Raw genomic sequence first — 26059 nt, forward strand, 5'->3', positions numbered from 1 at the left:
TGATACGCCTGCTGCTTGTTAATCCAGTTTCCAATCCGGTCTTTCAAAATGGCAGGTATAACCATAAGGAATCTTCTGAAGATAATCCTGATGATCTTCTTCGGCATTCCAAAAATCTACGGCAGGAACAACCTCTGTAACAAACTTTCCAGGCCACTTGCCCGAATTTTCGAGTTCCTGAATCAATTCCAGTGCCGTATTTTTTTGCTCCTCACTGAGGTAAAAGATCGCCGAACGATAAGAAGTACCTACATCATTTCCCTGACGGTTTTTTGTTGTCGGATCATGGATTTGAAAAAAATACTCCAATAATTTTCGATAGGACATTTCTTCAGGATCAAATACAATTTCAATTCCTTCGGCGTGGGTGCCATGGTTTCGGTATGTAGCATTCGGTACGTCACCGCCAGTATAACCCACTACTGTTGAAATTACGCCTGGTTGATGACGGATCAATTCCTCTACCCCCCAGAAACAACCTCCTGCTAATATGGCTTTTTCAGTATTCATAATTATATTCTAATCTATTATTTACAAAATTGAGCGGATTAAACCGCCTTCTACACGTATTGCTGCCCCGTTTGTGCCAGAAGCCAATGGACTTGAATAATAAGTTACTGCATTGGCAATTTCACTTACATCCAAAAACCGCTGGATTAACGAAGTTGGACGCATATTCCTAAAGAAATCATCTTCAACTTCAGCTACACTAATATTTCCTTTTTTAGCTAAATCTTCAATAAAACCGCCGACACCTTTCGATTTTGTCGGCCCTGGAAGGATCGAATTCACGGTAACATTTGTGCCTTTGCTTAGCTCAGCTAAACCTCTGCTTACACCCAATTGGGCGGTTTTTGTCATTCCATAATGGATCATTTCATTAGGAATGAACACTGCAGACTCACTGGAAATGAATATAATTCTGCCCCAGTTGTTTTCCAACATCCTTGGAAAGATATGACGTGATAAACGGATTCCGCTCATCACATTCACTTCAAAAAAGCGAAACCAATCCTCATCACTAATTTCTTCAAATGATTTTGGTTCGAAGATCCCGGCGTTATTTATTAAAATATCAATCTGTGGTAAAGCAGCGATTAAATCATTCACCTCTTCTACCTTTGAAAAATCAGCAGCAATTCCACTTACCGCATTACTTCCGGTAGTCTTTTTCAAATCTTCTACGGCAGTATCAACAGTATCTTTCGATCTTCCGTTGATAATTACGGTAACCCCTTCTTTTAAAAAACTTTCGGCAATAGCATAACCAATACCAGCGGTTGATCCACTGATAAAAGCTGTTTTATTTTTTAGATTTAAATCCATTTTGTATATCAATTAAAACGTAATGATAACAAATACGTATTGAATCTGTTTATGCGAAAATGCATATTGATGTAAAATTCAACTAGCTGCTTTTGTAGCACTCATTAAGGTTCGCAGATAAGGCTAGAATGATATGTAGTTTTTGATACAATGCATTATTGCCAACTACTTCGCCGATGGACTGTTGATTAGATTCAAGTCTATTAGTAGAACTTTCCGAACTTAAGTTCAGATTGAAATGAATCTCGTTAAATATTTGATCATTAATATTTTGATTTACTCTTTCTCCTGATAAAAAGATAGAAGTAACCATCGCATTAATTTTATAAATGATCACCTGCAACTCGTAGAAATTTTTCAAATCTCTCAACGATTGCTGAGGTTCCTGACTGGCAGATTCTATAGACTCAGACAAGCTTGAAAGGCTAAGATTTGCATTCTTGCGTGCGAGTCTGGCCGCATTTTCACCCTGATTAGATTCCGTTGTGGCGATAATAAAGTACTTCAAACTGGCATCTGCTGCTTCCTTTATCTTTTGATGTAGGTTTTTGCTGTCCCAGATGGGGAAGAGATAGGTAGCCATAATCGCTATGGCACATCCGATAGCAGTATACAAAATTCTATCATGCACAATATGATCAAAATGACCATGATAACTCCCTAGAGTAAGAATAACTGCAGGCGTAATAAATAGCACGCTAATGGTATAATTGATTCTGTTGAAAGCATAAAACCCAAGCAGACAAATTGCCGAAATACACAATAGGACTGCCGGACTTTTAATGATGTAAATCAAAACCAAACCAATTACAATCCCTCCTAAACTGCCTTTAAGTCTTTGAAAATTTCGTTTCCAGGTGATGGAGAATTTGGGGCGGGCGACAATTACCAGCGTTAGAAACAGCCAGTAGCTATATTTACTAGCCTGAAATTGACTGATTAAGATAAAACCAAAAAGAAAGCAAATCGCCATCCGCAGAGAAAAGCGAAAAATCGGTGATTTTAAAGTGAGATGATCGCTCAAGGGAAAACGGTCGGAACTTAAAAAACGAGGAAAAGCAATTTTTTCACGACCAGCTTTGTGGTGCGCAGTAAAAGTTTGTTTATTACGAATGGAAGCTATAATACTGCTGATCTCGTCGACGTTTGTTAAGACGTTTTTGACAAATTTTGTTTGAATTTCAGTAAGCGCTGGAAGTTTTTGGATCAAAAGCACTCTACTTTCTAAAAACCTGCTCACCTCTTTTGATGAACTTGGTCGATTGTTTTTCGAACGAATGTGCTGCTCAAGCGCTTCAATTACTTCTGCGAGCTCAGCTATCAAACTTGCAATCAACGGCAGCACATCAGTTCCCGCCAAGGTTTGCCTTACGTTTTCGTAATCGAAATGCACCGCGTTAAGTTGCTCATACAAATCAATCAGAAAGCCGGCCCGTGCCAGCAGAATTTGCCCGTTGCTATTTCCCGGATCCATTGCATAGCGATCAGTCAAAAGCAAATTTCGGATCAGTTCGTGCTTTTGGTTAACACGAATATGAAGTTTGATGACCTCCTTTTGCTGATGATCCAGCGGGATATTGGGATCATAATTTCTAGCTTTCGCCTTTAAAAATTCGGCACTAGCCATCAGGCATTCAAAAATAGCATGATTCAACGAACGATACGGTCTGATGACGGTCTGAATTAAACTGATCATATAATACCAAATTCCTCCAAGTAACATGTAGCCACTAAAATAAATTGGCCGTGGCGGATGAAGCCCCATTACAAAGGCACATACAATAAGTGACATGGTACCTATCAAACCCATTTTTTGACCATAAACACTTAAAAGTGAAAATGCGAAGGCCAGGAAGGTAATCACAAGCGCTTTAAAAATAGGATAATCTAAAACCTGTGAAACCACAAAAGTGGTAAATGAGAAAAACGCAAGACTCAATAAAGCCGTTCTAAACTTGTTAAATCGGTTATCGGGCAAATCGGTTAAACTAATGAGCAATGCACCTACGCCAATACCAGTTGCCGCCTCTCTATTTCCAAGATAAAAGAAAAATATAATGGGAATGATTACTGTGAGCGTAGTGCGCAGCGCATCTGAAAAATATTCTCCAAGAAAAAAATAGGTGATAGATGAAATTACTCGTTTGCCTTTAGTAATCAAGATGAATATGAATGATTTTGTTAGTACCGCAAAGATAGCTCATCCATTCGTTAATCAGCGAAACATTGCTGGAAAGAAATACTCCCATACTGAAATAACGATACTTCAAATAAGTGTAGAATGGCTTGAAGCATAGCCCTGAAATTGTAAATAAGTCAAATAAATTGTTTAGAGATCCATCTGAGTAATTTGCCAGGAAACTTAAGCAACACTCGCTTATGCTAGCAAAGCAAAAAGAAAGCAGATAGTGTTGTACTATCTGCTGCTCTTCTCTAGCGATAAATCGTCCCGATGATTTAATCTACAGTACAAATTTAAAGGGAATATGATGATTTCAAAAGAGTATTACTACCCGTATAAGAAATTGAAGTACGCTTAATTTTATCTTCAGATAGCAAAAAACGGAAGGCTAATAAAGTATTTAAAGCAATCGAAAAAGTTAAATACAATCTGCCAGCAGGTAGATAATAGACTCGTAATTTTTCCCAACTGCCTCAGACATGGCTATTTCGCAGGTTTTACCAGATGAATAGTAACCTTCATAGTTATCTTTTTTTACTTCTGTTGCCTCAGGCAATGTAGCAGAAGCGGTAAGTTCAGGGAAAAGAAATCCACGATCGCCTGCCATTCCGCAACAACCCGAATGAACAGGTAGCAGAACTTCATCAGCCAGTTGCTGGGCAATCTTTACAAACTTGCCTTCTAAACCCATTTTTTGTAAGGAACAGACCGGATGAAGTGCAATCTTGTTCTTCTTACGTACCACATTTGCCCTTGGCAGTAAATAATCTAAAATATAGTCTACACTATCAATTATGGTTAAAGCATCATATTTAACCTTGTTATCCTCAGTTAAAGAAGGGCGACATTCTTGAAGCGTATAAGTACAGGAAGTAATGTCTAGCACAATTGGGTTTTTACCACCCTCACTCCACTCCCATAATTTGTTAACCGTATCATTTACAGTATGTTTGAATGCATCATTAAAACCTTTTGATGAGAAGATTTGCCCGCAACAGGTGTTCTGAATATTTTGAGGAATATGGAAGTTAATATTTAGTTTTTCGGAAACCTGAAGAAATGTTTCGATGATGTTTTTTTGATCCGTTACGGCTCCACCCATGGTCCTGCTGATGCAGGTTGGATAATAAACTACAGCTGGCGCATCACTAACATTTGATTTTGATATCCTGTCGCCTTTTGCATGGGTCGGTTTTATTTGGTTTGACCAAAGCGGCACTCCAGGAATTATTTTCCTGACGCCCTTAGTCAAGTTCGTCATGGCATTTGCGCCAAATACCGAATTCATTCCAGAGGCAACTTCTATCCCGAATTTAACAATAGAAGTTATCGGCTTAAAGTTTTTCGCAACCATTAAGGCCAGCCCGTTAGCAAATTTGCTATGGCTTTCTCTTCTCAAACGCTTTACTAATGAACCTGTATTAATATCCACCGGACAAGCCGTTGCACAAAGGCCATCAACGGCGCAGGTTTCCAGCCCGTCATATTCATACTCCTTAAGAAGCTTCTTGTAAGTAGCATTATCGTTATTTCGCTTTAACTTAAGTAACTCACGTCTCACTACGATCCGACGTCGAGGGGTTAAGGTAATATTTCGGCTCGGGCACTTGTATTCGCAAAAGCCACATTCCATACACTTATCAACCTCCTCTTCAACTTTAGGTAGATCTTTTAAGTTTTTGATATGAGCATGTTTATCTTCATTAATGATTACTCCAGGGTTTAGCAGATTCTGTGGATCAATAAGTTGTTTCAACGCTTTCATTACTTCGTAAATTCCCTCACCCCACTCAGTTGCAACAAATGGCGCCATGTTCCTTCCCGTTCCATGTTCTGCCTTAAGGGCGCCTTTATATTTTTCAGTTACCAGTGTAACTACTTCATGTAGAAAACGATCGTAACGGTCAATTTCAGTTGCAGTCTCAAAAGCCTGCGTCACTACAAAATGGATATTTCCATCTTTAGCATGGCCGAAAATAATCGCATTGCTATACTCATACTTACTAAATAGGGCTTGCAGGTCTAAAATAGCATTTCCCAATTCAGCTACAGGCACAGCAATATCTTCAAGGATTACCGTTGTACCACTGGCCCTAACAGAACCAACAGAGGGGAACATGCCTTTTCTAATCTTCCATAAAAATGCCTGCTCGATAGGATCGTTAGTAAACTCTGGCGCCAGCATAAGTTCAAGTGCGTCAGCAACGGCAAGAAATTGTGCTAATTTAAAATCAATAGCAGTTTGCGTATGATCCTGATACTCCACCAAAAGTGCTGCAGCTTCTTCTGGTAACGATTTAAGAATTATTGGAACACCTTTAATATCTTCCACAGAACGGAGTGATGCCCGATCCATCAGCTCCACAGCTTCTGCTCCAGAATGCGTTAATGGAACAATTGCATTACAAGCGGCATAAATATTTGGGAAATACAGTAAAGCTGTGGTTTTCAAAGGATAATCCGGTACCGTATTAAGTACTGCTTCAGCAATAAATCCTAGCGTACCTTCCGCTCCAATCAAAATATGGGCAAGAATATCTAGCGGATGAGCATAGTCGATAAAGGCATTTACCGAATAACCTACTGTATTTTTGGTTTTATATTTATTTCTGATGAGATTGAAAATTTCCTCGTCAGATGTGATTTGCTCTTTTAATGCCGAAATGCCCGAACAGATGTCTTTACACTCGTTTTCAAAACGAACATAATCATCCTTCTGCTCCGTCGAATAACGCTTACCATTTGGTAAAACAAAGTTGATGTACTTAATGGTGTGGTAAGAATTTTTGCTCACGCCGCAACACATTCCGCTTGCATTGTTTGATAATATCCCACCCATCATGGCAGAATTAATACTGGCCGGATCCGGCCCAATTTTTTTAGAGTATTTTTTTAACTCTGAGTTGACGACTGCTCCAGTCACGCCTGGATACACACGAACTTGCTCGCCACTGTTTTCTACCCGAACCAGATTCCAGTATTGACTTAAATCGACCAGAATACCATCAGAAACCGACTGACCTGATAAACTTGTACCCGCAGCACGAAAAGTAATCGGAACGTTATGCTGATGGGAAAATCCGAACAAAGCGACCACTTCATCTATAGAAATAGGCTGAACAACTGCTTTTGGTCTCAAGTAATAAAATCCGGCATCAGAGGCGTATGAAACCAGATCGATTAATCTGGTTTTGATTCGGTCTTCAGCAATTATTTTGCTAAGCAATTTTCCAATCTCGTTCATCTTTAATTCACAATAGTCTTTCTAAAACAAAGATAGTTTAAACTATCAATCAGGTGCAACAACAAATTCCACGATTGGTAACAATATGAAGAGGAAATCCGAAAACTAAAAAGCTGCAGAAAACATCCGTTATTCTGCAGCAGTCTATCATTAACTATTATTTAAAATCTTTCTATTATTTCTCCGCAATCACCTCTCCACAAGTCAGCATATTTTTAGGGTAATAAGGATTTGCGATTTTCTTTTCATCACTCACCCATGTTGTTCCCATCATAGGGCATCTTTGCTGATAAAGAGCAGTGTTTGCTGGTTTATACTTTTCGATATTTGCCCAAAATTGAGTCGACAATTTCTCCATCAGTTTTCTCTGTTCGTTGATAGATGGAGCGGCAGTGATACTATCTGCAAGGGCTTTAATGCTTTGTCTGGCAACTGTCGCGATGTTCATCTCCTCTAGCGTCAGTTTTTTAAACTTGAATAACGTAAGCGAATTAGAAAATTCTTTGGCATAAGCAGCTGTTTTTTTCTCATCAGAAAGCACGAGGCTATTTTTCATACCTAAATAATTTGCGATCACCTGCTTCTTAAGTAATTCCCTTTTCTCTGCCAGTTCTGGCGTAGCTACTTCTTGTGCCGATGTTTTTACTTGGGCAGATGCCGAAAAACCAAAGGCAGCAATAGAAAGCAAACCTGTTAAAATGTATTTTTTCATGTTATGGATTTATGGTTGTCTTTTTAATAATTTTATCGATTTCGATGCGCATATCCTGCAAATGAAGATTATTTATACCCGTTGTTTGAGGAATGATTTCTTCTACCTTTCTTCTGATGGCTTTAATGTGCGCCAATGCTTCCAGCCGAACATCGCTCCGCTGAGCACCACTCATCATCTTACCATCTGCAACATCTTTCGGGTTGATGACCATGCCTATCTTTTCTACATACGAACGTTGTAAATTCCTTAAATAAGTATCCTGCTGAATATCGAGTGAAGGTTTTTTCCAAACTGTTACCATTAAATCATCCAAAAATTCACTTACGGGATATGGATCAGCAGAGGTTAGCGCTTTTTGACTTAAATTATAAAGCATCCCCGGACTAAGAAACATATTTAACATCTGCGATTGCTGATCGGAAATTTGTTCCATCGGCTTTAAATCGATGTATTTAGCCAGATCAGCCGGATACATCCAAAGTGGTGCCTCAAAAACCTGGCGACCAACATAGCTCACTACGCTTTTCACTTTCTTTTTAGGAACCTCACTGTAAACCACTCCTTTTTCATCTACACTTCGGGTAGTTACGTAGCGATTGCCAATGTTTTTCATTACATGGTACAAATAACGACTGTATTGCTTAACAACTTCCTTGTGAAGCTCAGCCAGGTTATTATACTGATCTCCAGGCTCGTATGTCCACTGTTTCAGATTAGCCACTACCCTCTTCAAATTCTTGATTCCATAGTCGCTGGCAACAATGGCATCGTCGCCTAAATCTTCCGACTGGCTACGTGGGTCTTCGTCTTTACCTTCACCACCGAACCATAATCTTGGGTTATTGGTGAGGGTATCGGTGGTCATTTTATCTAACAACTTTTCCTCTGCATATTCATCTTTCTCACCATCAAAATACCGGTAACCCCAATTTATTGCCCATTTATCGTAGGCACCAATCCGGGCGTAAATTCCTTTTGGAGAAATATTATCTTCAGGCTGCGCCACATAATTGAAGCGGGCATAATCCATGATCGAAACTGTGTGTCCGTTCTTTTCCACCCAGGCCTTATCACGAAGTTTTTCTACCGGAGTTTGGCTGCTTGCACCCATGTTATGCCTTAACCCAAGCGTATGCCCAAGCTCGTGTGAGGAAACAAAGCGAATTAACTGCCCCATTAATTCATCATCAAACTGCATTTTTTGGGATCTTTTATCTAGCGGACCAGCCTGAATCATATACCAGTTGTGCACCAGTTTCATCACATTGTGATACCAACCCACATGGCTTTCCATAATTTCACCACTGCGGGGGTCGCTAATTCGGGGACCATAGGCATTCGGCGTTTCCGAAGCGTAATATCTGATCACCGAAAAGCGGGCATCCTCTAAACTCATCGTCGTATCTGCAACAGGCCATTCTTTACCAATGATGGCATTTTTAAAACCCGCCTGCTCAAATGCTTTTTGCCAATCGTTTATCCCCTGGATTAGATAAGGACGCCATTTTTTTGGCGTAGCCGGATCTATATAATACACAATTGGTTTTTTTGGCTCAACCAAAATGCCCTTTTTGTACTTTGAAATATCTTCCTGCTTCGGTTCTAAGCGATAGCGTTGTACCAAATATTTGGTTTGCGTACGTTGATAATCATCATCAAAAAGGATGTATTTGTTATTGAAATATCCAACTCGCTCGTCAGCAATGCGCTTACGCATGGGCACTTTAGGCAAAAGGATAAAAGAGGTATTTAAACGCAAGGTAACGGCGCCGGTTAAAGCTCCAGCGGGAATGCCCAAACCAGCACTTGCATATGTTTTGGTGGTTTTAATTTCGGTGTTAATCGGATAGCAGGATATCTTCTCAATAAAAGAACGATCGTCGGCTAAACTATTTAACTTTTTCGTTGATTTTTCATCAGCAGAAATTGAAACCACGGCCACGTCTTTCTTAAAAAAATCCGTTACATCAATTACATAATTCCCCGTAACCGGATTCTTCGCTTTTATATCGAAACTGGCTACAATCGGGCTTTCCTGCGATTGCATCATCGCTTGAAAGATAGGCCCATCGAGGCTTTTAGCTTCCTGGCGATACACAACACCTTTAAGAAACAGGTTATTGTTATTCCCTTTCTGAAAATATAATGTTTGTTCGTTCACTTTTTCACCACCGAAACTCCCAAATCCTTGAGGAGTGGTGACATATCGGGTCACGGCAAGCAAATATCTGCCAAGCAAACTATCAGGAATTTCAAAAAACCATTTTTGATCAACCTGACGAACATTGAAAAGTCCATCTTGCCCAATAGCACTGGCAGGGATAATTTTGCTGTACTCAACAGGAGCTTTTTTAACCGTACTATCGGGTTTTGCAACCGGTTTTTGACCAAATGCTGTTAAGGAGAGCGCAAATGAAATCGGAAGTAAAATTTGTTTAAAATTCATCTTAAAACGGAAGTTTTTCGTCGGTATTTAAAGTTAGGTTTGGATTTTTCTTTAGGATGTTAAGCGGAAACGGAATCACATACAATCTTGATGTTGGCAAGAGCGTATAGGTTTGCTGAGGAACAGTTTTGTTCACCACAGGATAGGTACGAACTACTGTCTTTGCATATTCTGTTTCGGTGTTTAATCTTTTTAAATCGAAAAAACGATTAAAGCCTAATACCATCTCTTTCCTGCGCTCATTGATAATAATTTCCATAGTTTCTTTCCGCGTTGCCGGAACAGGAAGATTAATGGTGCCAGAAAGAATACGCTTCTCCCGCAACTTATTTACAACGGCCATTGCTCCTGCCAAATCATTCTGACGGGCCAAACATTCAGCCTGCATTAAATAAACCTCGGTAGTTTTCAAACCCACTGTTGGATAGAAAAAGCGTGTATAAGCAATACTGTAATAGGCAGCACCAGAACCAATATCCAAAAAGCTTGCGCTTGTCGTATTAAAAAACAGGTTAAAGCGAGCATCATTTGTTCCGAATAAAGCTCTTAACTCAGGACTAATTAACCAGGTATAACCAAAATTAGTTTCGTTGTAGCCCTGAATGTATTGATAACTCAATACTTCAGGATTATTAGGCGCTATAATTGGCGTAACCGCTGGTCCGCCTTGCGTAGTGGTATATTTTACCAAATCGAAAATCTGGTTATTGTAAGAAAGCGATTTCTCGCATGCTTCTTTTGCCTGTGCAATTTCTCTTTTAAATAAATGGATTTTCGCTTTTAGCGCCCAGGCAAAAGCCAAAGATGGATGATATGGATCGCTGGGCTGAACCTGTAAAAACGGAATAGCTTCATCGATATCTTTCTGAATGAAATCGTAAACCTGCGCCACTGTTGATTTAGTAGGTTGTGCCTCTAAATCATATTTATCCATGATGCAAATTCCACCATCGGTAGCGGCAGTAGCCGGATTATAAGCTTTAGCATAAACATTAACTAACAGGAAATGATCAAAAGCTCTCAATGCTTTGGCTTCAGCTTTGGCCAAATCCTTAACGTTTTGTTCGCCCTTACTTGCATCTACCGATGAAATGATGGTGTTCCAGCGATTGATATATAAGTAGGCACGATCGTAAAAGTTAGATGAACTGATCATTGATACCCGATCGATATTTTCGTTGAAACTGAAATGGACGGTATTGATATTTGGAGTAATACCAATGAAATTCGATTCCTTAATCCACATATCATCTACCAGATATTGAAAATTACTGATGAGATATGCTCTATTTGGAAAAGAAACTAACTCATAATAATCTTGAGCATTCTCTATCACTAGTGATCCTTTTGGCGTTAAATCAGTATATTTTTTACATCCAGAAATTGCGAAGACAATTAGAAAAGATGCAAGTATTGCTATATTTTTTTTCATGACGTTAAAAAGTTAAGTTGATGCCCAATACAAATGATTTTGGATTTTGAAGTGTTCTCGTACCCGAGTTCAGCGAATATGATTCTGGATCAATATCATCTCCGGCAGCACTTGCATACCACAGATTGTTAACCTGTGCAGTAAATTTAGCTGATGGAATATTGAACTTTTTGATAAACTGTTTTGGCAAACTGTAACCAAGAGAAATACTTCTCAGTTTAACGTAATCAGCTTTTACCACATTCACATCTGCTTTCTGCCACAAAGTTGAGATTGTAGACGCTCGCTGTAGCATCGCTTCTGAATAATCAACATATAACCTTGGCAATTCAGGCGTGATCCCATTTTTATAACGCTGTGTAATATCCTGATCAGAGATATCGTTTGAACCTAATGGCGTCACATCCTTCCTCATCACATTGCCACCAGAGAAAACCAATAAGGCACTTAAATCAAAATTTTTGTAGGAAACGCGTTGAGAGAATGACCCATTGTAGGTTGGTATTAAAGAACCCATACTTACCAAAGCAGCATAGTTATTGATATCTCTACTTGTAGATACTATTGGAGTTCCGGTTGCATCAAACTCAAGCGTTGCCTTACCATTTTCATCCAAGAAATAAGGATAACCATTAACCATACCACCATAACGGTAAGCATACAAAGTATTATAGTCTGTGCCTTCTGTATAATAGGTTTGTGGAGAGCTTACATATGAAGTAGCAGTTGCCAGCGCTCTATTTACTCTTCCAATTTTACTTCTATTAAAACCCAAAACAAAAGTAGAACTTAACATCAAATCGCCAGATTTAAACCAATCGCCATTTACTGTAAACTCGATTCCTTTATTTCTTAAGATACCATTATTAATGGTTAATGATGCTGTTCCAACAGTTGGATCTAAATCAGTCGTTACCATTAAATCGGTACTTTTTCTATCATAAAAATCAATAGTTCCGCGTAGTCGATTACCCAAAAAAGCCATATCCAAACCTAAGTTGTAAGTTTCTGTCTTTTCCCATCTCAATTTCGGGTTTGGCAAGCCAATAATGTTTAAATATTGAAGTGATGTAAATAGATTATCATTAACTCTTCTTGCAGTTAAGAACTTTGTGGTTTCCGTATTTTGATTTCCATTTACACCATATGTAGCCCGAAGTTTGAGCAAATTAACCCAACCAAGCGATTCGATAAACTTTTCGTTGCTAGCGTTCCACCCTAAACCAACTGACCATAATGGCCTGTTTTTAAATTCTGGATCAGCTCCAAATAGATCTGCCTGATCTATCCTGAAACTACCAGTTACGTTGTAACGATTTAAATAAGTATAACTGGCATTTGAAAAATAAGAAAGATTTCTGTGCTTAGTTTCTTGGAAGCTACGACCAGCAATACCGAGAGTTTTATTACCACCAAAAATGTAGCTCGGTAAGCCTGTTTGACTCACAATTTGATTATTAATTATAGTCGATGTTAACGTTACCGGATCGTAACCATATCTAATGTCACTCATTCCGATAGGTGAAAAGGTTTGACGCATCTCTGTACCTGCAATAGCAGCTATGGAATGTTTTCCATCACCGAAGGATCGATCAAAACTCAATTGATTTCTAAAGGTATAAGAGTTTTTTTGCTGCATATTTTGGCTTATTCTACCACCTGTAGGCAATCCAAATGTATAAACATTGGTAGCAGGGGTAAAATTCACTAATGCGTTGTATGCCGCTCGCATTTTATAGGAGTTTACATCATAAATCTGCTCTGCTTTTGTTGTTCCCATTTCATACTGAATCTGGCTGGAGAAATTCAAACCATCCATAATTTTAGCTTGAACGTTGGCAAAAGCTCTTAAAGAAACCGTATTGGCATCTGTTAAACCTTCATTCAGCGATTCCAAAATATTAAATCGGTATGATTTATATTGCGGCATGTTACTAAGTGCTCCTGCAACTGCACCATTAATAATCGAACCCGCAATACCGTCTTGAAGATTAACATAATTTGAGTATACCAAACTCCCGTCAGGATTTACTATGGAAGCATATCGAGGGGAGATAGCGGTATGAGAATCATAACTTCCTTCAGTTGAAGTAGATGTTGAGTAAGCACCATTAAAACCGATGTTGGTTGACAACCATTTTTTTATGTTATAAGTATTTTTGAAATAAAGTGTAAATTTTTGGCTGTTATTTCCTACTATACGTTCAGCAGAGCGATCGTAGTTGATGGATGCAAAAGTATTTGATTTAGAACCTGCTGAACTCAAAGACAAGTTGTAACGTTGACGAAAAGCATTCTGCCATACGTTATCGCGATATTGCTCGTAGTAATCTGCGTTTTTAAAAGAACTTATTTGTTGATTAAACTGATCTGTGGTCACTTTGCCCGCATCTCTATCTCTAAATAACTGATATAAGGGACTGTAATATTTGATACTTCCATTAGCAACTGTTCCATAAGCGGCAAACATGGTTTCAGTATTGGCATAACGGGCACGTTCTCTATTATAAACATCTGTTTCAAAATCTACAATATCAGCAGTTGATGCATAATGCATACTTTCGAAAGTAGGTTTGGTATCGATGAAAAAATCGGTATTTAAAGAAATTTTAAGCGGCTCTTTTCCTTTTTTAGTCGTTAATACAATCACCCCATTTGCCGATCTTGATCCGTAAATTGAAGCGGCAGCACCATCTTTTAAAACAGTAACTGATTCAATATCATAAGGATTAATTTCCTCTAAAGGGGTTTCTGTTGGCAAACCATCAATTACAACTAAGGGAGCGTTTCCTCCTACTATTGTAAATGTAGCCTGCCCTCTTAACACTGGCTGATCAGGACCCTGCCCGTTTGGATTTTTATTATAAACCAATCCTGCAACACGGCCTTCAAGCGCACTCAGTATGTCAATATTAATATTTTCGTTTAGCTTTTTCTCGTCAATGATGGTTGCTGCTCCAGTTGATCGCTCTTTGCTAATAGATTGAAAACCATTTACGACCACATCAGCTAGCAAAGATGAATTTGCATTCAATTTTACCGTTACCACTTTTAAAGCAGCATTTCTATCAAATTTTTGTGTGGTTGAGAGGTATCCAATGTAGTTTATATCCAAAGTATTGAACTGGCTATTTAAATTTACATTGAAATGCCCATTACCATCTGTGGTGGTATATTTATTGGTCCCCTTGATTTTTACTGAAGCGCCCGGAAGTGGCCCACCGATACTATCGGTAACCATTCCATGAACAGTGTATTCTTCCAGATTTTGAGCAACCGCTTTTAGTACAATTGTTTTGTTGTTGTTAATCTCGTAAGTAAAATCTTGCCCCTTAACCACCGCATCCATTAATATTCTGATACTGGTGGTACTAAGGCTTAAACTGATTGGCGTAGCTTTTTTCACCAGTTCCGCATCATATACAAATTCATACGAGGTTTTGGTCGAAATTTCCGAAATAACGGTATTCAGTGGTGCTTTAACAAAATTGTACTGGTTATTTTGCGCCGATACATTTAGCGAAACTAGCATCGCTATGCATAGAAATGCCGACCAGTTTAATAAATAGCCGCATCCCGATCGGACGAAGCGAAAGTAGTGGTTTGTCATAAAATTTAGTTTGGTTGGTTGTTAACTGACGACGACGGGTATCTTACTTCTCTAAAACAATCTTATTCGATTCGATCTCGAATTGGTAACCGGTGGCTTTTGAAATGTTTTCTAGAACCTCATCAATATCCGCCTTGCGGGATATTTTGATGTACAGGTTTTTCTGCGGCATCGCAGCTAAATCGACTTCAACTTTGTACCAGCGCCCAAGTTTTTGCATCACTACATTCAACGGAACATCGTTAAACAAAAATTCACCTTTGGTCCATGCTGCAAAATCGTCGGCCGAAACATTTCTCACCTCTAATTTACTGTAGCCTGCAGAAACCTGTTGGTTTGGCTTTAAAATAACCTTGCGACCCGCATTTGAAAACTGAATGCTTCCCTCTAACAATGTTGCGGTTGTTTCCCGATCTTCGGGGTAACTGCTCACGTTAAACTGTGTCCCTAAAACCTTAATTTCACTACCAGCAACGGCAACAATAAATGGTTTTGCGGCATTTTTAGCCACTTGGAAAAAGGCCTCACCTTCTACAGAAACCTTCCTTTCAGTTCCTCTAAAATCTGTTGGGAAAGTTAGCTTCGAGCCAGCGTTGAGCATTACAATTGAGCCGTCGCCCAAAGTAACTTTGTACTCGCCACCTTTCGGCGTTTCCAGCGTGTTCAACCTCGAGGCCGTTGCCGAATCAGCATTTACAGCCATGTAAACAATAGTGCCATCCGCCTTTGTACTTACCTGAATGCCATTTTTCTGATAAATCGTTGTGTCACGTCCTACCCCAAGTTTGGTCTTTTTACCATCAAAACTTAATGTGGCAATTGCAGTTCCTGGAGTGATTAGGTGACCAGGATTTAAAAGCCTGTACGCAAGCAAGCCAAATAGTGAAATGATGAGGAGACTTGCAGCAATTTTAAGCAAGCTGCCAGTTCTTACCAAGGTTAAAACTTTACTTGTCTTCTTCTCAAAAAGATGTTCAGTAAGTTTGGCATGAATAGCATCCAGACGCTTCTGGTTTCCAAGTGTATCAAAGTCTTCGGCACCACTTTCAATTTCAGCGGCAATTAAGTTTTTCAACTCCAATTCATCAGCAACTTCAAAATACTGAAAAAGCTGGTTAAGCTCCGCAGCATTGCTCTCATTAGCAATAAATCTTTCAAATAGTTCTGGTTTTATTGAGTTTTTCTCCATCGTTGTCATTATATATTATGCACGAGATGGACAAACACACTATCGCACTTTGATTTTTTTTGTTATTTTTTTAAATATGCCAGAATACAGAGCATAATAAACTCCTGGGAATGAAAAAAAACATAGCGCTTTACGTATTTCGTTGCATTTACCAATTGATTACTCACAGTTGAAGGACTTATTGCTAGAATTTCGGCAGCTTCCTGATAACTTTTACCTTCTAACCTACAAAGTTTGAATATTTCCTTGCGTTGAGCTGGTAATTTATCTATCGCTGAATTTAGTAAGGCGTAACGTTCTTTGTTAAAAATGTAATCTTCGGTTTGATTGTAAAATTCTGCAAAGGTTTCGATCAGGTATTTCTGCATTTTAATGTCTAAGGCCAATTTTCTGTAGTAGCCATAAACCGTATTTTGCGCAATGGTAAAAATCCAGCCTTTAAAAGATTTAGATAAGTCGATATCATTCCTGTTTATCCAAACTTTGAGAAAAATATCCTGCAAAAGCTCATCAGCAACTTCATTATTCTTAACCATGCGCTGCAGTTTTGGCAATAGCAGCCGGCTATAGGTGGAATAAATGAAATCAAAACCCTCCCTGCGACCACTTTTTAAGTATTCGAGGTATCTTAATTCGTCGCTATCGTTCAGATTTTCAAGGGACATTTTGTCAAAGCTACAAATTATGCTAATTAAATGTTAAGAAATCCTGAAAGCACATCCAATATGAATTAAATTTAAAGAATTTCAGTCATATTTTACATTAAACAGATGCCCTTGAGGATTTTACAATTGAGGTTAGCGTTTGCAAATTAGCGTACAAGACTCCTGTCAATTAAAAATCCAAGGCTGAATCCAGTATTTCACGCAGTCAAAACAAACAAAGCGGTGTTAAATACGTTCTAAAAATTGTAAACTAAACTTAAAGCGCTCGGTCGCCTGCCGAACTTTCCTATTTGATGCATTCAGTTCCATTTTTTCTTAGTTTGTTGATTATCATTTCAACACTCATTCCATTCATCCGTCACGACTTCTGGATTTTCAGGGTGTTTGAATACCCAAGGTTGCAAAAGCTGGTATTAAACCTGGTGCTAGTTGGGGTTATATTTTTATTTGATTTTCCAAAAACCACAGTTGATCTCATTATTATAGTTGCTTTATTGCTTAACCTTTTTTATTTACTATATCTGATTAGTCCCTTCACCATTTTTGGTAAAAAACAGATTATAGATTCTAAAAACAAGGAAACTTCTTCTACCCTAAAATTATTTATCGGAAACGTTTTTCAGGAGAATAGAAAAGCGAATGAATATCTTACAATCATCGCCGAGTGCAAGCCAGATGTGGTTCTATTGGTAGAAACCGATTTATGGTGGCAGCAGGAAATGGATTTTCTAAGCAACGATTATCCACATCAAGTTAAAATTCCGCTGGAAAATACCTACGGAATGCTGTTATACTCTAAATATGAATTAATTGATGGTCAGGTAAACTACCTCGTCAAAAGTGATATCCCCTCTATTGAAACTTTGGTGAAATTACCATCAGGACAGTTGGTTAAATTGTTTTGTTTACATCCAGAGCCACCAGTACCGCAAGAAAATCCTCGATCAACAGAGCGGGACAAAGAGATCTTGTTGGTGGCAAACAAAGCAAAAGATGATAAGTACCCAGTGATTGTAATGGGCGATTTGAATGATGTCGCCTGGAGTTATACCACTGAATTATTCGGTAAAATTAGCGGATTGCTTGACCCAAGACGTGGCAGAGGATTTTTCAACTCTTTTAATGCCAATTATTTTTTCTTGCGTTTTCCTTTAGATCATATTTTCTGCTCGACAGATTTTTCTCTTAACTCCATCAAACGCCTGGAAAATTGTGGCTCCGATCACTTCCCTATGTGCGTGGAATTGCAACATAACCCGAAGGCAGAAAGCCAAAATGAAAAACCGCAAGCCACACAAGAAGATCTTGAACTGGCAGAAGAGAAAGTTAATGCAGAAGTAGAGTAAATTACTTCATTCGATGGTAAACCTTTTTGCTATTGTTGGTAGATAACATCATTCGGGCTGGCTCTGCATAAAAGCTTACCGATGATTGCTTTCTACTTAAAGGATCAACAAAAAATAGACTTTTACCTTGCGTGTACCATTCCATCTTTTGGGCTTTACCATTTCCATTGGCATCAACCATAACATCTTTGGTTCCGCCAGCGCTTTTTCCAGACCATGCAAAGGCGCTTCCATCCGCATTGAGCGTAAGAAAATAATCGGTAGAAAAAGATGAATAAAACTCTCCACTCCCACTACTGATGACTTCGGTATTGCGCCAGGTGCCCAATAATCTCGAATCTCTTTGCTTAGTTAAATTGGCAGTGTTTAGCGCATTAATTTTGGTGAGCTCCATTTTAACCACCTGATTATTATACTCTGGAAAAGTAATCGAAAAGAATAATGTATTTAATTTTCGTTCTGCATTAAAAGCATAGACTTTACCACTAATATCTTCGATAATTTTCCCACTGGCAATATTTTTTGAAGCAATGCCCGAAATTTTCGCTGATTCTCCATTCATGATTAATGATCCTGAAACCTTCGCTCCATCGGCTTTCAAATTAATTGAAATGGCTTTAGCATTATTGATTCCTTCATAATTGCCTACAAATAATGGCGAAACCTGCTTTACCACAATTGCTTTTTTAACTACTTTTTTGTTTTGTGCATCTGTTTCACCGCAAGATGAAAGCATCAAAACAAGCACTAATATTTTGTGTAACATAACCCTCTTTTATTTTTACTAAAATTGCCACACATCACGGTAGGATGCAATACCTCAATGGGTGATTTCCATAAAAGTTTGTATCGGGATTTTAAATTTTATATTTTGCTAATCATCCTCCAAATTCAAAACATGAAATACATTTTTTCCACGACATTGCTTTTTGCAGCATTATCTTTAAATGCTCAAAGCACCAGTTTGAAAGAGATATGGAAGTCTAAAGATCAGCTTGCCGTACCTGAATCGGTTCTTTATATCCCCCAAAAACAACAAATGTATGTATCGCTGATTGATGGTGCGGCTAATAAGAAAGACGCCAAAGGCGGTATCGCCATTTTAAACCGAGATGGTAGCACTAAAAATTTAACCTGGATTACGGGTTTAAATGCGCCGAAAGGAATGGCAATTTACAATGGAAAACTTTATGTGGCCGACCTTGATGTGGTACATGAGATCGATACGGCCACGGCTAAAATCACCGCAACAATAAGAGTTCCGGAAGCAGTTTTTCTGAATGATATTGCGATAGATAAACGTGGAATAATTTATGTTTCAGATACGAGAACAAATAAAATTCATCGGATAATTAACAATAAAAGCGAAATCTATTTGGAAAATGTAACATCTGCGAATGGTTTAAAATTTATTAACAATGAACTTCATGTGTTGTCAGGCACAAAATTATTAAAGTTTGACAAGCATAAAGTTGCAACTCAAATTGCTGAAGGTTTGGAAGCTTCTGGCGATGGCCTCGAACCTGATGGAAAGCGGAATTTTATTGTTACCTGTTGGGAAGGAATCATTTACCACATCAAGAAAGATGGCAATAAACAAAAGCTTTTGGATGTAAGAGGTAAAATGAACACTGCAGATATCGGCTACGATCCGAAAAGCAAAATGCTATACGTACCCACATTCAATACCAATTCAGTGATCGCATATAAAATGGAATTTTAGCATTATGCACTAAATAAAAAAACCGCATCGAAATATTTCGATGCGGTTTTAACATTACTGTAGGGATGATTATTTTGGCATTAAAACGGTATCAATTACATGGATAACACCATTTTTTTGATACACGTCAGCGATTGTAACGGTACTCATACCACCTTTTTCGTCTTTCAACATTAATTTTTTGCCTTCCATCCAAGCCCAAAGTTTACCACCTTCAACTGTAGTTAGTTCAGCTTTTCCTTTACCAGCTTTAATTGCTTTTGCAATTGCTTTGCTATCTAGCTTTCCTGATACTACGTGGTAGGTTAAGATTTTGGTTAACGTTGCTTTATTTTCTGGTTTAACCAATGTTTCAACTGTACCTGCTGGTAATTTACCAAAAGCACTGTTTGTTGGTGCAAACACCGTGAACGGTCCAGCTCCTTTTAATGTTTCTACTAAACCAGCTGCTTTAACTGCTGCAACCAAGGTAGTATGGTCTTTTGAGTTCACTGCATTGTCTACAATGTCTTTCGATGGATACATTGCAGCGCCGCCAACCATTTTGGTTTTTTCCTGAGCCTGAACTGATGTGTTTGATGCGATTGCGATAGCTACTATAGCCACTGCCGATAAAAATAATTTTTTCATGGTTTTTTGTTTCTGTTATGACATCATTTACGCAAAAGTGATGAACCCCGGATTTTTTAAAATCAATTTTAACATCAAACAGTTGATTAACAGAAGTTTAAATTGAAATAAATTAATCAGAAGGGAATTTTAACAGATAAAAAAAGCCAATTAGCTAGATATATAAAGTAAATTAAATACTTTACATCAGTTATCTACACTTAACAATACTCTTCATGAAAAGAATTCTATTGATGATCGGCTTCCTGGCTTCATTTAACGCATTTGCTCAAACCGATAGCCTTAAATTAACCGGCCATATTAAATTTACCGCGAACAATAAGTATGTTTTCATTTATGATCTAAACTCAAAAAAGCAATATTTTCAACCGATAAAGGAAAAGGATTTCGCGTTTGCATTTAAAAAACCATGTGAAATGGAAAATAAGCAAATCGCTATTTTTTTCTCGGCCCAGATTCGACTAAAACTTATGAAGAAGCCAAAAAGACATATGCTTTCCTGCCGAAATCTTATCGAATGTTGATTTTTGAAAATAACACCACCATTAATATTGCTGATGAAATTGATAGCGCTCAAGTTAGAGGTGGACAATTAAATATCGATCTGGATGATATGAGGGCGACGATCAGAAACAAAAAATACCTGGAGTTTTTCTCATCACATCCTGATGCTACAATTGCCATCACCTTTCTAAAAGCCTTATTAAAACTTCGGGGTCACCGGATGTTTAATGAACGTATTGACTATGAAAAGTGCTTTTTGGCTTTGAGCAATACACTGCAGCAAAGTACGGAAGGGAAAGAATTAAAGATACTTGTGTACGGAAAATAGTTTTTAAAACTTTTAAATCATAGCAAGGTTGTAAGAACATGAACGACATAAACTTACTCATTATACCAGCTGCAAGAAAAGGAGAAATTGAAGTTTTAACAGAATTGATTCACCGCAATGCAGACTTAAATTTTCAAGATGAAAAGGGCTATACGCCTCTGATCATCGCTTGTTATAATAATCAACCTGAAGCAGCCAAATTATTGATTGAGCATGGTGCCAATATCGATGCTGCTGATTTTGGCGGCAATACTGCTTTAATGGGTTCGGCATTTAAAGGTTATATCGGCATTGTCGAATTATTAATTGAACATGGGGCAAACTTAGATTTGAAACATGGAAATGGAGGAACGGCATTAATGTTTGCAGCGATGTTTGGTAGAAATGACGTTTTGCAATTACTATTGGCTAGCGGTGCTGATGCCAATTTACTTGATAATAGAGGGCAACATGCTTTAGATTTTGCAGCGATGCAGGGAAATGAGAAAGGAATTGAGTTGCTGGAAGCACATTTGGCAAAAATCGCAGGATAACATTAACTATTTACAAAACCTCAAAACAAAAAAACGGCGCCAAATGGCGCCATTTTTTTGTAATTATGCTGGGATTTTCCGTGGATTCTCACGTTCCCAAAAGCGATGGAGGGCAATCATTTCAATAAATGTGCTTGTTAATTCTTCCACATCTCCCGAAACTATAACCCCTTCTCTCAACACTGTTTCTTTCGAATATTCAGCCGGTAACTTCTTATGGAAATAAGTAGATTCTAACACCTGTATGGCTTCATCATCTGCGGCAATGGCCTTGCAATGCTTAAACGCTTCGTTTAAAAAATGTACGGCGTTAGCTTCTGCTTCTAAAGTGGCTACGCTGTTCGCACCACCAGGAACATAAACCGCATCATACAATACCGAAGCTGCTGTAAGGAAACTTTCATCAGGTACAATTTTTTGATCTCCTTTAGAAATGATTTCTCCTAATTTTGGGGCGATGATGTGTACTATGGCTCCTCCTGCTACCAAAGCAGTTTTAACGGTGCTCAATGCTTTTTCATCTACGCCATCAGCTGCCAAAATTGCGATCTTTCTCGTTTTAATAGTATCCTTCACTGTTCCGGCCATACTCAATGCATCAGATTTTGCCAAACTTCCTTCCGGATTTTCAGAGGCATAATCTGCTCGATCAGCATCTGCTGGAATACTATTATTTAAATCTTCCAAAGCAATTTCTGGAATATGCAAACCTAGTGCATAAGCAACTTCCGCAGCTAAGCCTTTATCAATTTGCGCCAAAACTGCCAGCATGCGCTCACGAATTTCTACCGCCTTAACCTTACCAAGCTCAAAACTTAGGGCATCGATAATGTGGTTTTTCTCAGGATCACTTTGCGAATTAAAAAACAATCTCGCTTGCGAAAAATGATCAAAGAAGCTTCTACTTCTCGCCCGGATTTTCTTGGCATCGATTCGTTCGTTATAACTCACGAAACCACCATCAGCAGCTTTTACTTGCTGAGGATCTTGATTGGCAATACCGTTCGGACCGTAACTTGTTTTGCCGCGGTTTATCGTTTGGCGCATATAACCATCTCTTTGATTGTTATGCACCGGAACTACCGGACGGTTAATTGGAATTTCGTGAAAATTTGGCCCACCTAAACGAATAAGTTGCGTATCGGTGTACGAAAACAACCTGCCTTGCAATAATGGATCATTGGTAAAATCTATCCCAGGCACTACATGGCCCACATGGAAGGCAACCTGTTCTGTTTCGGCAAAGAAGTTATCCGGGTTCCGATTTAAGGTCATTTTTCCAATTCTCTGAACAGGAACCAGCTCTTCCGGAATAATTTTCGTTGGATCGAGAATGTCGAATTCGAACTTAAATTCATCAGCCTCGGGCACAATTTGAACGCCTAGCTCCCATTCTGGAAATGCACCTGCTTCGATCGCATCCCATAAATCTCTTCTGTGAAAGTCAGGATCTTTACCTGAAATGTTCTGGGCTTCATCCCAAGCTACGGCATGAACTCCCAATAAAGGTTTCCAATGGAATTTAACAAAATTGGAAACACCTTCTGCATTTACGAAACGAAAAGTATGCACCCCAAAACCTTCCATCATCCGGTAACTTCTCGGCAACGCCCTATCACTCATGGCCCACATAATCATGTGCGCAGATTCAGGTAGCTGTGAGATAAAATCCCAAAAAGTATCGTGAGCAGAAGCTGCCTGAGGCATTTCGTTATCTGGTTCGGGTTTAACAGCATGTATTAAGTCTGGAAACTTAACAGCATCCTGAATAAAAAATACCGGCATATTATTTCCCACAAGGTCAAAATTACCTTCCTGGGTATAAAATTTCACGGCAAATCCACGTACATCTCTTGCAAGATCTGTCGATCCTCGTGAACCTGCTACGGTAGAAAACCGAACAAACACAGGGGTTTCAGCACCAGGATCGCATAAAAAAGCTGCCCGGGTAAGTTCAGACATATCCTCGTAAACCTTAAATACACCGTGTGCTGCAGATCCACGGGCATGTACAACACGTTCTGGAATTCTCTCGTGATCGAAATGAGTAATCTTTTCCCGAAGTATAAAATCTTCCAGAAGTGTGGCTCCTCTATCGCCTGCCTTTAGTGAATTTTGGTCATCATTAATTTTAACGCCGTGGTTGGTGGTGAGCTTTTGCCCAGTCGAATCGGCCACAAAAGCTTCTAGTTTATTGGTTTTATCATTTTCCTGCTGTGCAGGCGCTGGATTATTTTCAGCATTTTTCTTAGCCATATTTTTAATCTTTATGCCTCCTCAGCCGCGTTATAATTAATTTCGTTTTCTGCAATATCAGTTAGTTTTGTATCCGCTAATTTTTCTTCTTCAAGCGTTTGCGCTAATACATCGGCAACATCTGTTAAACCCAAAGTAATGGCCAATTGATGAAGGCCGCCATAACTGGCAATTTCATAATGCTCTACTTTCTGCGAAGCGAGAATAATACCTACATCTCTTGTTGCAGTTCCAGGTGGCGTTTCTTCAACAATTCCTTCCGCTTCTTTAGTTAAACCTTCCATGGCATCGCATTTCTTGGCGATAGCCTTTTCGCCCATCAGCTCAAAAACCTGCTCTAGTCTTTTTACATGCGTTTTAGTCTCTTCTAGATGAGAGGTGATCGCTTTCTTAAGCGAATCTGCTGTAGCTGCCGAAATCATTTTTGGCAAGGCCTTAACCAGATGGTTTTCTGCCCAATATAAATCTGCAATTGAATCCTTAAATAAATCGTTTAAGGCCGGAGAATCGTCAACAGTTGTTTTAGATGCGAATTTTGGATCGCTTCCTGTGTCTTTTGTTTTCATGGTATGTTCTGTAGGGTTGCTTTCTTTTACAACCATAGATTTTACCATTAAGTTTTGGTTATTAATTAAATCTGAATACGGATCAAATTCTTAGAACTTTCTAAAATTGTAATTCTTATTTACCCATTGAATTTAGAGAGGACAGCCAGTTTCAACAGCTCGCTAAAGGCAGATTTTCCTATTAAGAGCAGTTTTCTTAATTGAAATTCTGCAACGAATTAATCAAAAACAGAGCAAGCTAGTAGAGAAAAAAACTAAATGAGAATGGTAGTAAAGGGCTATATACCGCAATAGCAACAATAGCTAAATTTACAATGTCAAATTAGGAGCATCTAGTTTAACACGGGACGATCTATGCCTGGATAGGATAGAAAGATAGATTGCAAACCATACCATCTATAATATGGTTTGTTTCAGATAAAGCCTTTCAGAAATGAAAGGCTTTATTTTTATATAAGTAATTGGTACTGAAGTTACCAAAATTTTGTGACTATGCTTCAATAAACTCCAAAAGATCTTTATTTATTGTCGCTGCTTCAGTTGTGGGCATTCCATGAGGGAAACCAGGATACGTTTTTATGGTACCGTTTTTCAATAATTTAATTGATTTTAAAGCGGCATTTTGATAAGGTACAATCTGATCATCTTCACCATGCAAAACCAAAACAGGAATATCCACAGCTTTTAAATCTTCTCTAAAATCGGTTTCAGAAAAGGCTTTGATTCCTTCATAATGAGCCACAATTCCGCCCATCATACCTTGTCTCCACCAGTTTCTCTGTACGCCTTCCTTCACATCAGCACCTTCTCTGTTGTACCCGTAAAAAGGAAAAGTTAAATCGATATAAAACTGCTGTCTGTTGTTCAAAGTCTGTTCTCTGATCCCGTCAAAAACAGACATTGGAACTCCATCAGGATTGCTGTCGCTAGCTACCATAATCGGTGGAACTGAACTGATTAAAACTGCTTTTTTGGCTCTGCCATTGGCATATTTGTTCACATAGCGAATCACTTCGCCACCGCCTGTTGAGTGCCCGATGTGGATCACATCTTTCAGATCAAGAAACGCTACCAATTCAGCTGCATCAGACGCGTATTGCTCGATGGTATGGCCGTAAATATCCTGACTAGAGCGACCATGTCCTCTCCTGTCGTGAGTGACTACGCGATAACCTTTCTGTAAGAAAAATATCACTTGCGCATCCCAATCATCTGATGATAGCGGCCATCCGTGGTGAAACATTAAAGTTTGTCCTTTACCTTGGTCTTTGTAAAAAATCTCTGTTCCGTCTTTTAATTTTAGTGTACTCATGGTTTCTAAGTTTTAAGTTTATGATCTATATTTATAGGGTTTTTTAATTACT

At 38.6% G+C, this 26059-nt stretch carries 19 protein-coding genes; 4 read left to right on the top strand and 15 right to left on the bottom strand.

From position 1 onward, the window contains the following. Nucleotides 1-18 precede the first annotated feature (18 nt). The 10 genes from msrA to ACZZZC_RS14755 form a co-directional block, all read right to left on the bottom strand. Nucleotides 19-510 (bottom strand): peptide-methionine (S)-S-oxide reductase MsrA, encoded by a 492-nt coding sequence (msrA, locus tag ACZZZC_RS14710; protein ID WP_463482727.1) that lies wholly within the window; start codon nt 508-510, stop codon nt 19-21. A 21-nt stretch (nt 511-531) separates the two neighbouring features. Then, nucleotides 532-1326, bottom strand: coding sequence for an SDR family NAD(P)-dependent oxidoreductase (locus ACZZZC_RS14715; RefSeq protein WP_463487498.1), 795 nt, complete (start codon nt 1324-1326; stop codon nt 532-534). An 82-nt stretch (nt 1327-1408) separates the two neighbouring features. After that, entirely contained in the window at nt 1409-3487 is a 2079-nt protein-coding gene (locus ACZZZC_RS14720) for an FUSC family protein (protein ID WP_463482729.1), read from the bottom strand. A 439-nt stretch (nt 3488-3926) separates the two neighbouring features. Then, entirely contained in the window at nt 3927-6752 is a 2826-nt protein-coding gene (locus ACZZZC_RS14725) for an FAD-binding and (Fe-S)-binding domain-containing protein (RefSeq protein WP_463487499.1), read from the bottom strand. Between the two features lie 175 nt (nt 6753-6927). Beyond that, entirely contained in the window at nt 6928-7464 is a 537-nt protein-coding gene (locus tag ACZZZC_RS14730) for a DUF3347 domain-containing protein (protein WP_463482731.1), read from the bottom strand. A gap of 1 nt (nt 7465) precedes the next feature. After that, nucleotides 7466-9913, bottom strand: coding sequence for a zinc-dependent metalloprotease (locus ACZZZC_RS14735; protein ID WP_463482732.1), 2448 nt, complete (start codon nt 9911-9913; stop codon nt 7466-7468). A gap of 1 nt (nt 9914) precedes the next feature. Then, entirely contained in the window at nt 9915-11345 is a 1431-nt protein-coding gene (locus ACZZZC_RS14740; protein ID WP_463482733.1) for a RagB/SusD family nutrient uptake outer membrane protein, read from the bottom strand. A gap of 4 nt (nt 11346-11349) precedes the next feature. Next, nucleotides 11350-14955 (bottom strand): SusC/RagA family TonB-linked outer membrane protein, encoded by a 3606-nt coding sequence (locus ACZZZC_RS14745; protein ID WP_463482734.1) that lies wholly within the window; start codon nt 14953-14955, stop codon nt 11350-11352. A gap of 43 nt (nt 14956-14998) precedes the next feature. Continuing rightward, nucleotides 14999-16144, bottom strand: coding sequence for a FecR family protein (locus ACZZZC_RS14750; protein ID WP_463482735.1), 1146 nt, complete (start codon nt 16142-16144; stop codon nt 14999-15001). Nucleotides 16145-16206: 62 nt separating this feature from the next. Then, on the bottom strand, nt 16207-16809 hold the full coding sequence (locus ACZZZC_RS14755) for an RNA polymerase sigma factor (protein ID WP_463482736.1): 603 nt from the start codon (nt 16807-16809) through the stop codon (nt 16207-16209). 293 nt (nt 16810-17102) lie between these two features. Between ACZZZC_RS14755 and ACZZZC_RS14760 the strand changes: the two genes are divergently transcribed. Further along, entirely contained in the window at nt 17103-18155 is a 1053-nt protein-coding gene (locus ACZZZC_RS14760; RefSeq protein ID WP_463482737.1) for an endonuclease/exonuclease/phosphatase family protein, read from the top strand. 1 nt (nt 18156) lies between these two features. On the opposite strand, the gene ACZZZC_RS14765 is transcribed toward ACZZZC_RS14760, so the two are convergent. Further along, nucleotides 18157-18921 (bottom strand): hypothetical protein, encoded by a 765-nt coding sequence (locus ACZZZC_RS14765; RefSeq protein WP_463482738.1) that lies wholly within the window; start codon nt 18919-18921, stop codon nt 18157-18159. Nucleotides 18922-19053: 132 nt separating this feature from the next. Between ACZZZC_RS14765 and ACZZZC_RS14770 the strand changes: the two genes are divergently transcribed. Next, on the top strand, nt 19054-19878 hold the full coding sequence (locus ACZZZC_RS14770) for an SMP-30/gluconolactonase/LRE family protein (RefSeq protein WP_463482739.1): 825 nt from the start codon (nt 19054-19056) through the stop codon (nt 19876-19878). Nucleotides 19879-19947: 69 nt separating this feature from the next. Here the strand turns inward: ACZZZC_RS14770 and ACZZZC_RS14775 are convergent, their stop codons facing one another. Further along, the gene (locus ACZZZC_RS14775; protein ID WP_265799207.1) at nt 19948-20508 is read right to left on the bottom strand and encodes a fasciclin domain-containing protein; all 561 of its coding nucleotides are present in this window, start codon (nt 20506-20508) and stop codon (nt 19948-19950) included. A gap of 517 nt (nt 20509-21025) precedes the next feature. On the opposite strand from ACZZZC_RS14775, the gene ACZZZC_RS14780 reads away from it, so the two are divergent. Further along, nucleotides 21026-21340 carry a hypothetical protein gene (locus ACZZZC_RS14780; RefSeq protein WP_463482740.1) on the top strand — a complete coding sequence of 105 codons (315 nt, stop codon included), beginning with the start codon at nt 21026-21028 and terminating at the stop codon, nt 21338-21340. Between the two features lie 38 nt (nt 21341-21378). After that, the gene (locus tag ACZZZC_RS14785; RefSeq protein WP_463482741.1) at nt 21379-21873 is read left to right on the top strand and encodes an ankyrin repeat domain-containing protein; all 495 of its coding nucleotides are present in this window, start codon (nt 21379-21381) and stop codon (nt 21871-21873) included. A gap of 63 nt (nt 21874-21936) precedes the next feature. On the opposite strand, the gene ACZZZC_RS14790 is transcribed toward ACZZZC_RS14785, so the two are convergent. From ACZZZC_RS14790 to ACZZZC_RS14800, 3 genes are all read right to left on the bottom strand, one after another. After that, nucleotides 21937-24129 carry a catalase gene (locus tag ACZZZC_RS14790; RefSeq protein WP_463482742.1) on the bottom strand — a complete coding sequence of 731 codons (2193 nt, stop codon included), beginning with the start codon at nt 24127-24129 and terminating at the stop codon, nt 21937-21939. An 11-nt stretch (nt 24130-24140) separates the two neighbouring features. Continuing rightward, nucleotides 24141-24743, bottom strand: a complete 603-nt coding sequence (locus ACZZZC_RS14795) for a YciE/YciF ferroxidase family protein (RefSeq protein WP_265799203.1) — start codon at nt 24741-24743, stop codon at nt 24141-24143. Between the two features lie 442 nt (nt 24744-25185). Further along, complete coding sequence (locus tag ACZZZC_RS14800) at nt 25186-26007, bottom strand: alpha/beta fold hydrolase (protein ID WP_463482744.1); 822 nt, start codon at nt 26005-26007, stop codon at nt 25186-25188. Between the last annotated feature and the right edge of the window lie 52 nt (nt 26008-26059).

This window comes from Pedobacter sp. AC212 (genome assembly GCF_979258625.1).

Excerpts from the sequence above, each read along its gene's own strand:
- msrA (WP_463482727.1), bottom strand. The coding sequence starts at position 510 with ATGAATACTGAAAAAGCCATATTAGCAGGAGGTTGTTTCTGGGGGGTA.
- ACZZZC_RS14715 (WP_463487498.1), bottom strand. The coding sequence starts at position 1,326 with ATGGATTTAAATCTAAAAAATAAAACAGCTTTTATCAGTGGATCAACC.
- ACZZZC_RS14725 (WP_463487499.1), bottom strand. The coding sequence starts at position 6,752 with ATGAACGAGATTGGAAAATTGCTTAGCAAAATAATTGCTGAAGACCGA.
- ACZZZC_RS14730 (WP_463482731.1), bottom strand. The coding sequence starts at position 7,464 with ATGAAAAAATACATTTTAACAGGTTTGCTTTCTATTGCTGCCTTTGGT.
- ACZZZC_RS14735 (WP_463482732.1), bottom strand. The coding sequence starts at position 9,913 with ATGAATTTTAAACAAATTTTACTTCCGATTTCATTTGCGCTCTCCTTA.
- ACZZZC_RS14740 (WP_463482733.1), bottom strand. The coding sequence starts at position 11,345 with ATGAAAAAAAATATAGCAATACTTGCATCTTTTCTAATTGTCTTCGCA.
- ACZZZC_RS14745 (WP_463482734.1), bottom strand. The coding sequence starts at position 14,955 with ATGACAAACCACTACTTTCGCTTCGTCCGATCGGGATGCGGCTATTTA.
- ACZZZC_RS14750 (WP_463482735.1), bottom strand. The coding sequence starts at position 16,144 with ATGGAGAAAAACTCAATAAAACCAGAACTATTTGAAAGATTTATTGCT.
- ACZZZC_RS14755 (WP_463482736.1), bottom strand. The coding sequence starts at position 16,809 with ATGTCCCTTGAAAATCTGAACGATAGCGACGAATTAAGATACCTCGAA.
- ACZZZC_RS14760 (WP_463482737.1), top strand. The coding sequence starts at position 17,103 with ATGCATTCAGTTCCATTTTTTCTTAGTTTGTTGATTATCATTTCAACA.
- ACZZZC_RS14765 (WP_463482738.1), bottom strand. The coding sequence starts at position 18,921 with ATGTTACACAAAATATTAGTGCTTGTTTTGATGCTTTCATCTTGCGGT.
- ACZZZC_RS14770 (WP_463482739.1), top strand. The coding sequence starts at position 19,054 with ATGAAATACATTTTTTCCACGACATTGCTTTTTGCAGCATTATCTTTA.
- ACZZZC_RS14775 (WP_265799207.1), bottom strand. The coding sequence starts at position 20,508 with ATGAAAAAATTATTTTTATCGGCAGTGGCTATAGTAGCTATCGCAATC.
- ACZZZC_RS14780 (WP_463482740.1), top strand. The coding sequence starts at position 21,026 with ATGTTGATTTTTGAAAATAACACCACCATTAATATTGCTGATGAAATT.
- ACZZZC_RS14785 (WP_463482741.1), top strand. The coding sequence starts at position 21,379 with ATGAACGACATAAACTTACTCATTATACCAGCTGCAAGAAAAGGAGAA.
- ACZZZC_RS14790 (WP_463482742.1), bottom strand. The coding sequence starts at position 24,129 with ATGGCTAAGAAAAATGCTGAAAATAATCCAGCGCCTGCACAGCAGGAA.
- ACZZZC_RS14795 (WP_265799203.1), bottom strand. The coding sequence starts at position 24,743 with ATGGTAAAATCTATGGTTGTAAAAGAAAGCAACCCTACAGAACATACC.
- ACZZZC_RS14800 (WP_463482744.1), bottom strand. The coding sequence starts at position 26,007 with ATGAGTACACTAAAATTAAAAGACGGAACAGAGATTTTTTACAAAGAC.